10 protein-coding genes and 2 pseudogenes are annotated in these 13,415 nt (G+C 64.2%); 8 read left to right on the plus strand and 4 right to left on the minus strand.

Annotated elements, in window-relative coordinates; all coding sequences use genetic code 11:
• Position 1: 1 nt before the first annotated feature.
• The gene (locus tag IVB18_RS32610) at positions 2–1,153 is read right to left on the minus strand and encodes a zinc-binding dehydrogenase (protein WP_247984432.1); all 1,152 of its coding nucleotides are present in this window, start codon (positions 1,151–1,153) and stop codon (positions 2–4) included.
• 250 nt (positions 1,154–1,403) lie between these two features.
• Between IVB18_RS32610 and IVB18_RS32615 the strand changes: the two genes are divergently transcribed.
• The 4 genes from IVB18_RS32615 to IVB18_RS32630 all read left to right on the plus strand — a co-directional run bounded on the left by IVB18_RS32615 (position 1,404) and on the right by IVB18_RS32630 (position 5,531).
• The gene (locus IVB18_RS32615) at positions 1,404–2,645 is read left to right on the plus strand and encodes an MFS transporter (RefSeq protein ID WP_256476480.1); all 1,242 of its coding nucleotides are present in this window, start codon (positions 1,404–1,406) and stop codon (positions 2,643–2,645) included.
• Between the two features lie 81 nt (positions 2,646–2,726).
• Positions 2,727–3,893 carry an MFS transporter gene (locus IVB18_RS32620; protein ID WP_247984433.1) on the plus strand — a complete coding sequence of 389 codons (1,167 nt, stop codon included), beginning with the start codon at positions 2,727–2,729 and terminating at the stop codon, positions 3,891–3,893.
• A 68-nt stretch (positions 3,894–3,961) separates the two neighbouring features.
• Positions 3,962–4,573 carry a PilZ domain-containing protein gene (locus IVB18_RS32625; RefSeq protein WP_247984434.1) on the plus strand — a complete coding sequence of 204 codons (612 nt, stop codon included), beginning with the start codon at positions 3,962–3,964 and terminating at the stop codon, positions 4,571–4,573.
• Positions 4,574–4,904: 331 nt separating this feature from the next.
• Positions 4,905–5,531 carry a transglutaminase-like cysteine peptidase gene (locus IVB18_RS32630; RefSeq protein WP_247984435.1) on the plus strand — a complete coding sequence of 209 codons (627 nt, stop codon included), beginning with the start codon at positions 4,905–4,907 and terminating at the stop codon, positions 5,529–5,531.
• A gap of 122 nt (positions 5,532–5,653) precedes the next feature.
• Here IVB18_RS32630 and IVB18_RS32635 read toward each other — a convergent pair.
• Together IVB18_RS32635 and IVB18_RS32640 are read right to left on the minus strand one after the other, a co-directional pair.
• A pseudogene (locus IVB18_RS32635) lies at positions 5,654–7,421 on the minus strand (CHAD domain-containing protein).
• 115 nt (positions 7,422–7,536) lie between these two features.
• Positions 7,537–7,776: pseudogene (locus IVB18_RS32640) on the minus strand (amidohydrolase family protein); the annotation flags it as partial.
• Positions 7,777–7,785: 9 nt separating this feature from the next.
• On the opposite strand from IVB18_RS32640, the gene IVB18_RS32645 reads away from it, so the two are divergent.
• Complete coding sequence (locus tag IVB18_RS32645) at positions 7,786–9,135, plus strand: tripartite tricarboxylate transporter substrate binding protein (protein WP_247984436.1); 1,350 nt, start codon at positions 7,786–7,788, stop codon at positions 9,133–9,135.
• 41 nt (positions 9,136–9,176) lie between these two features.
• Here IVB18_RS32645 and IVB18_RS32650 read toward each other — a convergent pair whose 3' ends face one another.
• On the minus strand, positions 9,177–9,884 hold the full coding sequence (locus tag IVB18_RS32650) for a GntR family transcriptional regulator (protein ID WP_247984437.1): 708 nt from the start codon (positions 9,882–9,884) through the stop codon (positions 9,177–9,179).
• Positions 9,885–10,137: 253 nt separating this feature from the next.
• On the opposite strand from IVB18_RS32650, the gene IVB18_RS32655 reads away from it, so the two are divergent.
• From IVB18_RS32655 to IVB18_RS32665, 3 genes are read left to right on the plus strand one after another with little or no spacing between them, the layout of a single operon-like run.
• Positions 10,138–11,124 (plus strand): ABC transporter ATP-binding protein, encoded by a 987-nt coding sequence (locus IVB18_RS32655; protein ID WP_247984438.1) that lies wholly within the window; start codon positions 10,138–10,140, stop codon positions 11,122–11,124.
• Between the two features lie 42 nt (positions 11,125–11,166).
• Positions 11,167–12,456 (plus strand): PotD/PotF family extracellular solute-binding protein, encoded by a 1,290-nt coding sequence (locus IVB18_RS32660; RefSeq protein WP_247984439.1) that lies wholly within the window; start codon positions 11,167–11,169, stop codon positions 12,454–12,456.
• Positions 12,456–13,415: an ABC transporter permease gene (locus tag IVB18_RS32665; protein WP_247984440.1), complete on the plus strand. Its 960-nt coding sequence runs from the start codon at positions 12,456–12,458 to the stop codon at positions 13,413–13,415. The genes IVB18_RS32660 and IVB18_RS32665 overlap by 1 nt, the downstream gene beginning before the upstream one ends.

The following is a 13,415-nucleotide window of genomic DNA, read 5'->3' on the forward strand; positions in this document are numbered from 1 at the left end:
GCTATTCCACCAATTCCGGCCACGGCACGATCGTCGACTTCACCGTCTTCATCGCCAGCGCGTCGCTGACGGCCTGCGCAACGCCCTCTTCCGTGAACGGATAGATCGCCTGCATCTTCAGCCAGGGATATTTGCCGCGCGTGCGGTAGAGCATGTCGACGCCGAGCGGTAGATCGTTGCCGGTAAAGCCCCAGGAGCCGAGCACGTTGAGGTCCTTGGTGCAGATGCGGTGCCATGAGGTCTCGATTCCGCCGGCGTCGGTGAACTGGCCCATCTCGACATAGGTACCGCCGTCGCGCAGCATCTCGATGCCTTCGGGGCCGGCGGTCGGATGGCCCGAGCAGTCCATCACGAGATCGGCGCCGAAACCGCCTACGATCTCGCGCACGCGCACGATACGGTCCTGCGGCGACTTCAGCTCATCGATGTTCACCGTCGCCTCCGCGCCGAACGCGCGCGCGAGCTTGAGCCGTGGCTCTTCCGGCGCGCCGACGCAGATGACGCGCCCAGCCCCCATTTCCTGTGCGGCCGCAACAGCAAGGATGCCGATCGGACCCGATCCCTGGATCACCACCGTATCGCCCCAGGTGAAGCCTCCGGCGCGGCTCGCGCGGTTGAAGGCGCGGATGCAGGAGGTCAGCGGCTCGGACAGCGCGCCCAGCCGCAGCGACATGTCGTCGGGCAGCTTGTAGATCTTGGTACCCGGCAACATGTCGAGATCGACATAGACATATTCGGCCCAGCCGCCCCACAGATGCGGCGCCTTGTCGAAGCCGAGATAGCGGCCGTAATAGACCGGCGTCAGGCATTTGTTGGCGGTCTGCGGATAGTGGATGCAGTAGTAGCAGCGGCCGCAAGGCATCAGCGGCGGGATCATCACCTTCGAGCCGACCTTCAGCGGCTTGCTCATGAAGTCTTCGGTGAATTCATCGCCGCATTCGACGATGACGCCGCCGAGCTCGTGGCCGAGCGTGAACGGCCAGGGCAAAGGCTTCGGCCAGTGGCCTTTGAGGATGTGCAGGTCGGTGCCGCAGACGCCGCAAGCCCCGATCTTGATCAGCGCGCCCTTCCTGCCGACCTTCGGCCACGGCACGGTCCGGATGACGGGCTCTGTACCCGGCCCCGCATGGGTGCAGACGCGGATTTGCTCCATGGTGTGTCCTCGCTGCCCGCTTGTTATGATTGATGGCGCGGGTTGAGAGCAGCGTATGCGGGAGGTGCGCTGATGCCAAGCTGCAGTTTCGTAGCCCGCATCGAGCAGCTCGGAATGCGGAGCCGGCAGTCCCGGATGTCGCTTCGCTCACCCGGACTACAGGCTAGAGGCACTACCCAACACACCCAAGTGTCTTGAGCACTCATCGGCGACCGTGTAGGGACGGCCCAAGTCCTGCCCAGGTGATCGATTGAACCCCCTTCCCCAAAATCCCGTGGTCGCGTCCGGCTCGTTCGCGGCCATGAAGTCCGTGCCTTACCGCCTCCAGTTCGTGGCTTACGTGCTGGCGATGATGGCCGACAACATCGAGCATGTGATCAGCTACTGGGTGGTGTTCCAGAAATTCCATTCGCCGGCGCTGGCGGGTTTTGCGGTGCTGTCGCACTGGCTGCCGTTTCTCTTGTTCTCGGTCGCGGTCGGCGGGCTCGCCGACAGGTTCGATCCGCGCCGCATCATCCAGTGCGGCATGGTGCTGTTCATCGTGGCCTCGAGCGGATGGGGCTTTTTCTTCATCACCGACAGCATCCAGATGTGGCACGCGATGCTGCTGCTCGTGATCCACGGCTGCGCCGGCGTGCTGTGGCAGACGCCGAACCAGCTCCTGCTCTACGACCTCGTCGGTCCCGCCGACCTGCCGAGTGCGGTGCGGCTGAACGCGATGGCACGCTATCTCGGCATCCTGGTCGGGCCGGCAGTGGGCGGCGTCATCATGCTGACGCTGGGCACCTCGCACGGCATCGTCTTCAACACGCTGTTCTACCTGCCGATGCTGATCTGGCTGTTGTGGGCGCCGGTGCGGGACAAGAGCGTCGCGGTGCGGCGCTTCGCCGTGCGCGGCCTCGCCGATATCATGGAGACCATCCGCGCCATCGGCACGCAGCCGGTGCTGACAGCGATGACGTGGCTCGCCGGCCTCACCTCCTTCATGATCGGCAACGCCTATCACGCCCAGATGCCGGGCTTTGCCGGCGATCTCGGGCATGGCGATCCCGGCGTGTCCTACAGCGTGCTGCTCGCGGCCGACGCCGCCGGCGCGCTGCTCGCCGGCATCGCGCTGGAATCGTGGGGGCGGCTCAAGGGCACGCCGCGCACCGCGATCATGCTCGCGATGCTCTGGAGCGTGGCGCTGCTCGGCTTCGCATCGGTGCGGATCTACCCGGTCGCGATCGTACTGTTGTTTTTTGCAGGCTTCTTCGAGCTGTCGTTCAACACCATGGCGCAGGCGCTGGTTCAGTTGAATGCGCCGCACGACATCCGCGGCCGCGTCATCGGCCTCTACAACATGGCCGGGCTCGGGATGCGCGCCTTCAGCGGCATCACGGTGGGACTGTTCGGCGCGGCGATCGGCATCCATTGGTCGCTCGGGCTGTCGGCCGCGGTGCTATTGGCGCTGCTGCTTCTGCTGAATCAGCGCGCGGGGAAGAAGGCGTGAGGGCGCAGCGTTACGACACGGTCCGTTGACTCCGGCGGCTCGCCACCGCACGCTCGCCGCGGCAGCCGGGGAGATGAAGCATTGCGCAATCGCTGGGGCATTCTTGCGATCCTGTTCGTCGTTCGCCTCACTATCGCATTTCAGTTCCAGAGCGTGGCCGCGGTCGCGCCGCTGCTCCAACAAACGTTCGGCGTTGGCCTCGCCGATATCGGCATCCTGATCGGACTCTATTTCACGCCGGGCGTCGTGCTGGCACTGCCCGGCGGCGCGATCGGCCGGACCGTTGGCGACAAACCGACGACCATCGCGGCGCTGCTGCTGATGACAGCCGGCAGCCTCGTCATGGCCGCAACCGACGTCTGGGGCTGGCAGATGGCGGGCCGGCTCGCCTCCGGCGCCGGCGGCGTGCTGCTCACGGTGCAGCTGACCAAGATGGGCACCGACTGGTTTGCCGGCAAGGAGATCGCCACCGCCATGGCGATTTTCGTCAACTCCTGGCCGGCAGGCGTTGCGATCTCGCTGCTGGTGCTGCCGGCGCTCGGCACCGCCTATGGTGCGGGCGCCGTGTTCCTGGCCGGCAGTGCGCTGACCGCCATCGGCATTCTGCTGATCGCATTCTACCAGCCGCCACCGGCAGCAAGCGCGACGACGGCTGGCTCGGCACGTCTTGATCCCTTGGCGCTGCTGGCGGTGATCGTCGCGGGCGCGATCTGGGGCCTCTATAATGTCGGCTTCGCCATGATCTTCTCGTTCGGACCCTCGCTGCTCGCCGAGCGCGGCTGGAGCATTGCCGCGGCCGGCTCGGCGATCAGTCTCGTGATGTGGCTGTCGGTGGTCTCGGTACCGGCCGGCGGATATCTCGCCGATCGCACCAAACGGCCGCTCGTGTTGGCGATCGCGGCGAGCCTCGTGGTTTCCCTGCTGCTGGCCTGGCTGGCCCGGACCGAGGCGGTGATCGCAGCCCTCGTCCTGATCGGGCTCATCGGCGGCCTTCCGGCCGGCCCGATCATGAGCCTGGCGGCGCGTGTGCTGGCGCCGGAGACCCGCGCGATCGGCATGGGCATGTTCTACACCCTCTTCTATGCCGCGATGATGCTGGGGCCGGCGGTGGCAGGATGGCTCGCCAAATCGGTGGGGAGTGCCGCCATCGCGCTCGATCTCGGCGCGCTGACCGTGTTGGCCTGCCCGCCGCTGACGTGGCTTTTCGAGCGGATTGTTTCTGTTCGTAATCGTCGCGCGAAATCATAACGCGGCATTAACCCTATGCGCCTTACGGTCCTCCGGACTCCGCCCGGGCGGGGGGTCGGGTAGTGAAAATGGCGTTGGCGAACAAAAAATTTCTTCCGGCCGCCGAGGAACGTCGGCGTTTCCAGCGGGTGAAAGTGCACCTGCTCGGCCGCTACATGCTGCCGGACCGCCGTGAATTCCCCTGCCAGGTGATCAACATGTCGCCGGGCGGGCTCGCGCTGCTGGCGCCCGGCATTGGCAATGTCGGCGACCGCGTGGTGGCCTATCTCGACCATATCGGCCGCGTCGAGGGCAAGATCACCCGGATCATCGACAACGGCTTCGCCATGACGGTCGGGGCGACACCGCGCAAGCGCGACAAGCTCGCCGCCCAGCTCACCTGGCTCGCCAACCGCGACATTCTCAATCTGCCGGAGGACCGCCGCCACGACCGTATCGTGCCGCGCAACCCGATCGCGGTGCTGACCCTGGAAGACGGCACCAAGATGACCTGCCGCATCATCGACCTCTCGCTGTCCGGCGCGGCGATTGCCGCGGAGAACCGCCCGCCGCTGAAATCGACGGTTTTGCTCGGCCGGGTCCAGGGCCGCGTTGTCCGAAACCTCGAAGACGGCTTCGCGCTCGAGTTCATGCACTCGCAGCCGATCGAGACTCTCGAAGAGAGCGTTACCGCGCGGTAAAGCGGAAGCGCTCCAAAACCCCTGTTTTTCCAGCCCTGAAGGCGGCCTCCGCGATGCGGACGCCGCCTTTTTCATGCGTCGCGACGGGCCTTGCGTGGGTTAATGCGCGGCCTGCTGGCGCATGGAAACACCGGTTCCGCCGACGTTTCCGCGTTAATCCCTACAATTTGAATCAATTGCAGTAATATAGAATTTTATTCGAATTATATTCAAGTATAGATCGAATTAGTCGCTCGTTTTACTTGCATTCGTCTCGACTTGACTTGGCCGATTTAGCGGCAACTCAAAAGCTCCGTGCGAAATGTGGTCCCAACAAGAAACGGGGGCCACGATGTTCGATTTCAGGGGACAGGGGAAAGGGCTGGCGCTGGCCGCCATGCTCTTCGGGATCGGCGCGACAGCGCAAGCCGGCGAGAGCCGCTTGCTCTACGCGAGCCTCGGCGACACCACCCGTGCGCCGATCGGCTGGGTCGAGTTTTGTTCTGAGAATGCCGCTCAGTGCCAGGGCGGGCCGACGCAGCCGCGCGACATCGTGATGTCGCAGGCCGCATGGCGCGACCTGACCAAGGTCAATCGCTGGGTCAACGAGACCGTGAAGCCTTTGACCGATCAGGAGCACTGGGGCGTGATCGAGAAGTGGTCGCTACCATCAGACGGCTACGGCGACTGTGAAGACTACGTGCTGTTGAAGCGCAAGATGCTGATCGATGCCGGGTGGCCGCGCGAGGCCTTGCTCATCACCGTCGTGCGCGACAAGAAGGGCGAAGGACACGCGGTGCTGACGGTGAAGACCGACAAGGGCGAGTTCGTTCTCGACAATCAGAACGAGAACGTCGTGGCCTGGACGGAGACCGGCTATCGCTTCGTCAAGCGCCAGTCACAGGGCGATCCCAATGTCTGGGTCTCGCTCGGCGATACCAGGCCGGCGGTCTCCACCGCCAGCGCCAAGGACCAGTAGTTTCGAAGGATAGAGTTACGCGACCCGGTCACATCCCCACCCCTCCCCGTCCCAGACCGGTTCGCGCGCGGCCAGCCATCCCCCAATGGCTGGCCGCAACTTTTTTCGAGGCGCAAACGCGATCATTCCTGCCGGGCTTGCTGCGACCACGGCACGCGCGCGGTGGTGAAATCGCGCCACGCGCTTCGCAGGGACGGCTGGACGTCGACCGATGCGCGCGCCTGCCAGCCGGCGATCGCCGCAGCAGCAGTGGCGCTGTCGGGCGCTTCGGCAGCGAGCCCGTCGAGCAGTGAAGCCGTGATCGCCATGTCGTTGAAGGCGCCAAGCTGCTCCTGCAAAGCGGCGAGCCCGCGGGAGAACTTTCTGGCGGATTTGCGATCCTCGTACAACGGCAGCAGGAACTCGCCGAGATAGCGCAGCCGCTTCGTCGCGAGCCGCAAGCGGTGCAGGTCTTCCACGCCGAGCGACTTGAAGCGGCGGCCACGCTTGAGCACCTTCGCATACTGCTCCGACAGGATGCGCTCCGCGAAGTTGACTGCGGGTTCGGCGAACTGGCCGAGATCTTCGGCAGCGACGTCGTTGCGCCAGCCACGCGTCTCGATCCAGCCACCGAGGCCGATCAGGAAAATGGCGCAGCGGCGATCGTCGAGCGCGTGATGCGCCTTGCGATAGGCGTCCGATTGGCACTTCGCCGCGACCCGGTCCAGTGCGTCGAAGCCGGCAACCGCGGGACAGGCCTTTGCGATCGTCGGCAACGTCTCGAGCTGGAAGACGTCCCAGTCGCGCGCGGCGGAGAGATTTTGTGCCAGCCATTTAGCTTCCGACCGCAGCGCGGCGAGATTGCTCAACGCGCCCGCCGATCGCATCAGATCGAGCGCCGATCGAAGCCGGCGCAGCGAGACGCGAAGCTGATGAACGCCTTCCGGGTTGCGGCCGTCCGCGGCGGCCGGCAGCGACTGAAGCAGATGATGGAAGCAGGATCGCAGGATCGCCGCGAAGGACTCATCGAGCGTGATCGACGGTTCGAGACGGAGCTTTCGCGGTCGCCGTGCCGATGGTGCCGTGCCGGCGACAAGGTCGAAGCCGCGCGCCGACTTGCTGCGGATGGACGGCCTCACCGCCCCATGTTCCGCAAGCCGCAGCGCAATCTCGTAGATCGTGCTGGTGCTGCCGCCCTTGAGCTCCAGCTCGATCTCGCTCACCGGCATCGATCGATCGCCCGCCGCGAGGACGCCCCGGTCGAACGCGACCTCGACCGTCCCGGACGGCAGATCGATGATACGCGCGTGGCGATGCATGTCTGCAGTGAAGACCGCTTCGAGCGGCTGCGCTTCGAGACTCGCGCGAAGCTTCTCCGGAATGAAAGGCATCGCGAGGGCCAGATCGGGGGCAAGCGAGGGAACGCTCGCCTCCCACTCGCCACGGCGCAGCGGGTCGTCCGCGACGTCGGTCTTCACGGTTTGCACGAAACGAGCGCCGCTCTGACGAACGCGCAAGCTCAAGCCGTTGCGACGAAGCGTCCGCTCCGGGGTATCATAGTAGACAGATTTGAGATGCTTGCGTGTGCCCTTGCTCCGCGCATTCATCGCGATGATCGGCGCGGCGTTGAAATGCGCCATGAGATCGGCATCGACGAGTAAGCTTGAGTTCGATCTCACCCACGGGACGCGCGGCACCGTTGGACAGTTCTGGTGCAGGCGTCGCGCTTTGCGACGGCGTCTGATCAACCACGGCGCCCTTGAAGAACGTCGGTTCCGCGCCGGGATCGGCGAGTTCACGTTGCCTGAGGAGGCCGGCGGCGTATTGCGCCCTCTTACTGTCCTTTGGGACAGGGTTCCCGTCCATCGCGCTCGAAGTTTTGCGGGCCGGCGTTGCGTCTGACTTCAGCATTTACGATGACATGACAGTTCGATGACAGAGCGACAACATATAGCCGGAGCGGGAAGCCCGGCAAAGTTCCCCAAGGTCAATCGCAGTGCATCGCGGCATGACAGACCACGCCGAGCGACAGGCTCAGCAATTCGGCATTAGTCGACGTCGTCATGGCCAGCGCTTCAGCTGGCGTGTACCAGCTTGAAAGCGCGGCCAGCATCGCGCCTTGCCGTTCCGCCAGCGCCTGCGAGAACAGGATGTCGGTGCCGAACGCAGTCTTGATGCCGTATTTCCCTGCCAGCGCGCAGACCCTGTCGGTACCGGCGAGCACCTGCCGCTTCTTGTCCTGCACCTCGGGCCCAAGCGCGCTTGCGCCGAGATCATGATCGTCGCCGTCGGGCTGAACCTCATCATCAGTTGCGACACGAAGAAGAGCGCGACCGCGCCGCGGAACACCTGCAACGCCCCGAAGCGCTGGGCGAGCTTGGCGCCGAGTATCACAAAGCCCGCGACCAGCATCGAGTACGCCACGATTCCCGTCGCGACCGTGGTCGGCGCCGATGAAGAAAGCCGCCTCCGCACTTGCCGAGTCGCTCGTCGCAAAGCTTGCTGCGCCAAGCGCTCCTTCTGCTGGCTAGAACAGCCATATGAAACGGTATTTGTGTTTCTTGACGCCCTCTCTTGCCCGTGTGACACCTGTTTGCGGTGGCTGGCTGCCGGTCGCCCAATGACGCAGGGAAAAGGGGAAACCAAAGTGGGGACATGCGCCAGAATCCTGGGTGCCGCAATTGCATGCCTGACGCTGGCCACTGCTGAAACGGCATGGGCAGAAGCCTGGCCGACCCGGGCAATCAAGATCGTCGTCTCCACTCCGCCAGGTGGCATCACCGACGCGTTCGCCCGTGCCTATGGCGATTACATCTCGCAGAAACTCGGCCAGCCGGTCATTGTCGAGAACAAAACCGGGGCCAGCGGCGCGCTGGCGGCGCAATCGGTGAAGGATTCACCGGCGGATGGCTACACGCTGATGTACACCATTTCGTCCACCCTGATCGGCAACCGGCTGCTGCTGAAATCGCTGGCCTACGACCCGGACAAGGATTTCTCAATCGTCGCGTTGACGCCTTCGGGACATCTGCCGTTGGTCGCCCATACGGCCACCGGTGCAAAGACGCTGGAAGAGTTCGTCGCCTATGCGCGTCGCAACAAAGTCACGGCCGGCTCGTACGGCATCGGCTCGTTCGCGCACATTGCCGTTGCCGAGCTCAACCGGCAATTCGGCCTCGACATTTCCATCGTGCATTACCGCGGCGAAGCGCCGATGTGGCAGGATTTTGCAGCCGGGGTCATCCAGGCGGCGGTCGGCAGCTATCAGGCCGCGCTTCCGGTGCTCGACACCGGCGTCGGCCGCGCGATCGCCGTGCCGACATCGGTGCGCATGAAGAAGCTGCCCGAAACCAAAACGTTCGTCGAGCAAGGGGTCACCGGCAAGGTCTTCCAGCTCACCAGCTTCACCACGCTGGTGGCGCCCGCTGCGACACCAACAGACCGGATCGAAACGCTCGCCAAGCTGATGGTCGAAGGCGGCAAGACGGAGCGTGTGCAGAAGCTGCTCGAAGCCTTCGGGGTCGACTCGCCGGCAATGGATCGCGCATCCTCGGTTGCGCTCTACGAAAAGGAAGCGCCGATCTGGCTCGAGTCGATCAAGACACTCGGATTGGAGCCGCAATAGATTCCAGGGCCCCGCTCCCGCGTGCGGACACCTCGTTGCGCTCACACGCCGAGCACGTCGGCGAGCCGCAACTCGTCGGCGGCTGGGTCCTTCAGGAACAGCTCGGCCTCAATCTCCCTCAGATGCGACAGCATCTGTGCGCGCGCAGCCGCCTTGTCGCGCCTGCGGATCGCGGTGACGATCCCGGCATGATGATCGGTGCCGCAGGCCGGCGTGTCGTGACGGCGGTAGAGCAGGATGATGAGCGATGAGCGCGCGATCAGCTCCTTGAGGAAGCCGAGATAGATGCTGTGGCCGGACATCTCGGCGACGAGGCGGTGAAACTCCCCAGAGAGCCGGACCGAGGCGCGGGCGTCGCCGCGCAATTCCGCCTCGCGCTCTTCAGCGAGATGTCGACCGAGGCGGTCGAGCCAGGCCGGCGAGACCGCGTCGCAGGCGTGATCGACGATGGTGGGCTCGATCAGGCGCCGCGCCTCGAACACTTCGCGCGCGTCGGCGGGTGTGGGGCGCGCCACGAAGGCACCGCGGTTTTTCTCGATGCTGACGATCCCCTCGTGCGCCAGTTGCTGGAGCGCGGTACGCACCAGGGTGCGGCTCGCGCCGTAGATCTCGCCGATCTCGTCCTCGCCAAGTTTTATGCCCGGCAGCAAGCGATGCTCGAGGATCGCGGCGGTCACGCCCTCCCGGATCCGGCTGACGCGATCGCTCACGTCTGGCGTCTCGGATTTCGGTCGGGACTTGGCAGCCATGGATGTGAGGCTCGATCGTCGAATATGGCCTCGAATCTTAATCGACGAGCTGTATCCAATCACAGGCGAAACTTTATACAATCCGCGCCTGTTTTGTGTGCACGCAACTGCGAAAGCGACGAGCCGCCCAATTGCGCCGGATTCGATCTAACGATCTGAGTCCGCTGCACTGTTTTGAATTTTGGCCGGACGGGGGCGATTGGCATGGACCTTGCGGAGAGAGGCGGAGCATCGCCCTCGCCTCGGACACGCCATGGCCACTCCCGCCGCTCTCGAACTGGTCGCCGTCACCAAGCGCTATGACACGACGCTCGCGGTCGACAACGTCAACCTGAAGATCCCCGCGGGTACCTATTGCTGCCTGCTCGGTCCCTCCGGCTGCGGCAAGACCTCGACCTTGCGCATGATCGCGGGCCACGAGGCAGTCAGCGAGGGCGACATCATCCTCGGCCCTCAGAACGTCACGGATCTCCCCCCGGCCGAGCGCGGCACGGCGATGATGTTCCAGTCCTACGCGCTGTTTCCGCACCTCACCGTGATCGACAACGTCGCGTTTGCCTTGAAAATGCGCGGCATCGATCGCAAGACCCGACACCAGAAGGCCGGCGAGCTGCTCGAGCTGGTGGCCATGAGCCCCTATGCTGGCCGGCTCCCCGCGCAGCTCTCCGGCGGCCAGCAGCAGCGCGTCGCGCTCGCCCGCGCGCTGATCACCGAGCCGCAGATCCTGCTGCTCGACGAGCCGCTGTCCGCGCTCGATCCGTTCCTGCGGGTCAGGATGCGTGGCGAGCTCAAGCGGCTCCAGCGCGAACTCGGCATCAGCTTCATCCAGGTCACCCACGGCCAGGAAGAGGCGATGGCGCTGGCCGACCACATCGTGGTGATGAACCACGGCAAGATCGAGCAGCAGGGTAGCGCGCGCGACATCTTCCACCATCCCCGCACCGAATTCGTGGCGCGCTTCATCGGCGGCCACAACGTCCTCAGCGACTCCGGCCAGCTCATCGCCGTGCGCGCCGATCAGCTCGGCATCTTGCCGTTCGCCGACGGCGCGTTCGGCGCACCGGCGCTGCTGACACAAACCGAGTACCAGGGCTCCTATATCGCCGTCTCGCTCACGCTCGACGACGGCACCGCCCTGTTCTCCCACCTTCCCGAGGCCGCCTTCGACGTCCATCCGTTCCGTCCGGGCGATCGCGTGCTGGCCACCTGGGATCCCGCCAAGGCGCAACGCCTGCAATAGCGCCCCCCGTACATCACAATGCGCAACAGAGGAGTGACTGATATGACCGAGACCACTGGGAAGACCGGCGTCAGCCGCCGTACGCTACTCAAGAGCACCGCGGGTCTCGCCGGCCTTGCCGCCGGCTCAGGCGCCATCACGGGCTTTCCCTATGTGAACTCGGCCGAGCCGAAGGTGCTGCGCTATCTCGGCACCGCCGTGAACGAGGGCGACGACATCTCGAAGCAGTGCCTGAAGGACACCGGCATCAAGATCGAATACATCACCGCCACCACCGACGACGTCACCAAGCGCGTGATGACCCAGCCGAATTCCTTCGACGTGCTGGATACCGAATATTTCTCGCTGAAGAAGCTGGTCCCGTCGGGCAACATCCTTGCCCTCGACGCCAGGAAGATCAAGCAATTCGACAACATCACGCCGGTGTTCACCAAGGGTGAGACGCCCGGCGGCAAGAAGATCGGCAACCAGGGTACCGCGCCCTGGAAGGTGCTCTATCTCGAAGGCAAGGACTCCAAGACGTTCTCCAAGACGGCCACCGAGTTCGTCACCCTGATTCCGACCGTCTACAACGCCGACACGCTCGGCATCCGTCCCGACCTGATCAAGCGCCCGATCGGCTCCTGGTCCGAGCTGCTCAATCCCGAATTCAAGGGCAAGGCCTCGATCCTCAACATTCCCTCGATCGGCATCATGGATGCCGCGATGGTCGTGGAAGCTTCCGGCAAGTACAAATATGCCGACAAGGGCAACATGACCAAGGAAGAGATCGACCTCACCATGAAGGTGATGACGGAAGCGAAGAAGGCCGGCCAGTTCCGCGCCTTCTGGAAGGACTTCAACGAGAGCGTCAACCTGATGGCCTCGGGCGAAACCGTCATCCAGTCGATGTGGTCGCCGGCGGTGACAAAGGTCCGCTCAATGGGGATCGCCTGCACGTTCCAACCGCTCAAGGAAGGCTACCGCTCATGGGCGTCCGGCTTCTGCGTCTCCAAGGGCGTCTCCGGTGCGAAGCTCGAATGGGCCTATGAATTCGTCAACTGGTTCCTGTCCGGCTATGCCGGCGCCTATCTCAACCGCCAAGGCTACTACTCGGCCGTACTCTCCACCGCGAAGGCCCACATGGAGCCCTACGAGTGGGCCTACTGGATGGAAGGCAAGCCGGCCGAGAAGGACATCAAGGCGCCCGACGGTTCGCTGCTGGAAAAGGCCGGCGCCGTGCGCGATGGCGGCTCCTACGAAGACCGCATGGGCGGCGTCGCCTGCTGGAACGCCGTGATGGACGAGAACGACTACATGGTCCGCAAGTGGAACGAGTTCATCGCCGCCTGATGGATACGTCAGAGGACATCCTGCAACAGAAATCCCCGGACCTGGTCCGGGGATCCGACACGGCGCGCCGCACCAAGCCGGCGCGCCTGGCGCCCTCCTTCATCTCCTGGCTCCAGGCCGGGCCGATGATGCTGGTGTTTCTCGCCTTCTTCCTCATTCCGCTGGTCTTCGTCGTCATCGTCTCCTTCTGGGATTACAACGAATATCAGTTGCTGCCGGCCTTCTCGGGCCGCGGCTACACCGACACGTTCGAAGGCTGCATCGCGCAGCTTCCCGATCTCTGCACGATCGCCAAGACCTATCTGATGACGCTGAAGCTGTGCTTCCTGGTCTGGGTGATCACGCTCTTCATCGGCTTCTGGGTCGCCTATTTCCTTGCCTTCCATGTCAAGTCGAAGACCTGGCAGATGGGACTGTCGCTGCTCTGCACGATCCCGTTCTGGACCTCCAACGTCATCCGCATGATCGCCTGGATCCCGCTGTTGGGACGCAACGGGCTGGTGAACTCCGGACTGGTCAAGAGCGGACTGATCAACCAGCCGCTGGAATGGCTGCTGTTCTCCGAATTCTCCGTGGTCCTGGCGCTGGTGCACCTCTTCACCTTCTTCATGGTGGTGCCGATCTTCAATTCGATGGTGCGCATCGACAAGGCGCTGATCGAGGCTGCCTATGACGCCGGCGCAACCGGCTTCCAGACGCTCGTCAACGTCATCATTCCGCTGGCCAAGCCCGGCATCGTGATCGGCTCGATCTTCGTCATCACCATCGTGATGGGTGACTTCATCACCATCGGCGTGATGGGTGGCCAGCAGATCGCCGCCGCCGGCAAGATCATCGAGACGCGGGTGAACGCGCTGCAGTTCCCCGCGGCAGCGGCCAACGCCGTGATCCTGCTCGCGATCACCTTCCTGATCATCACCATGATGTCGCGCATCGTCGACATAAGGAAGGAGCTGTAA

Source organism: Bradyrhizobium sp. 186 (assembly GCF_023101685.1).
In the GTDB taxonomy this organism is placed as follows: Bacteria; Pseudomonadota; Alphaproteobacteria; order Rhizobiales; family Xanthobacteraceae; genus Bradyrhizobium.

What these genes read in the sequence shown, in the direction of transcription:
- IVB18_RS32610 (WP_247984432.1), bottom strand. Translation starts at nt 1,153, where the DNA reads ATGGAGCAAATCCGCGTCTGCACCCATGCGGGGCCGGGTACAGAGCCC.
- IVB18_RS32625 (WP_247984434.1), top strand. Translation starts at nt 3,962, where the DNA reads ATGGCGTTGGCGAACAAAAAATTTCTTCCGGCCGCCGAGGAACGTCGG.
- IVB18_RS32630 (WP_247984435.1), top strand. Translation starts at nt 4,905, where the DNA reads ATGTTCGATTTCAGGGGACAGGGGAAAGGGCTGGCGCTGGCCGCCATG.
- IVB18_RS32645 (WP_247984436.1), top strand. Translation starts at nt 7,786, where the DNA reads ATGATCGTCGCCGTCGGGCTGAACCTCATCATCAGTTGCGACACGAAG.
- IVB18_RS32650 (WP_247984437.1), bottom strand. Translation starts at nt 9,884, where the DNA reads ATGGCTGCCAAGTCCCGACCGAAATCCGAGACGCCAGACGTGAGCGAT.
- IVB18_RS32655 (WP_247984438.1), top strand. Translation starts at nt 10,138, where the DNA reads ATGGCCACTCCCGCCGCTCTCGAACTGGTCGCCGTCACCAAGCGCTAT.
- IVB18_RS32660 (WP_247984439.1), top strand. Translation starts at nt 11,167, where the DNA reads ATGACCGAGACCACTGGGAAGACCGGCGTCAGCCGCCGTACGCTACTC.
- IVB18_RS32665 (WP_247984440.1), top strand. Translation starts at nt 12,456, where the DNA reads ATGGATACGTCAGAGGACATCCTGCAACAGAAATCCCCGGACCTGGTC.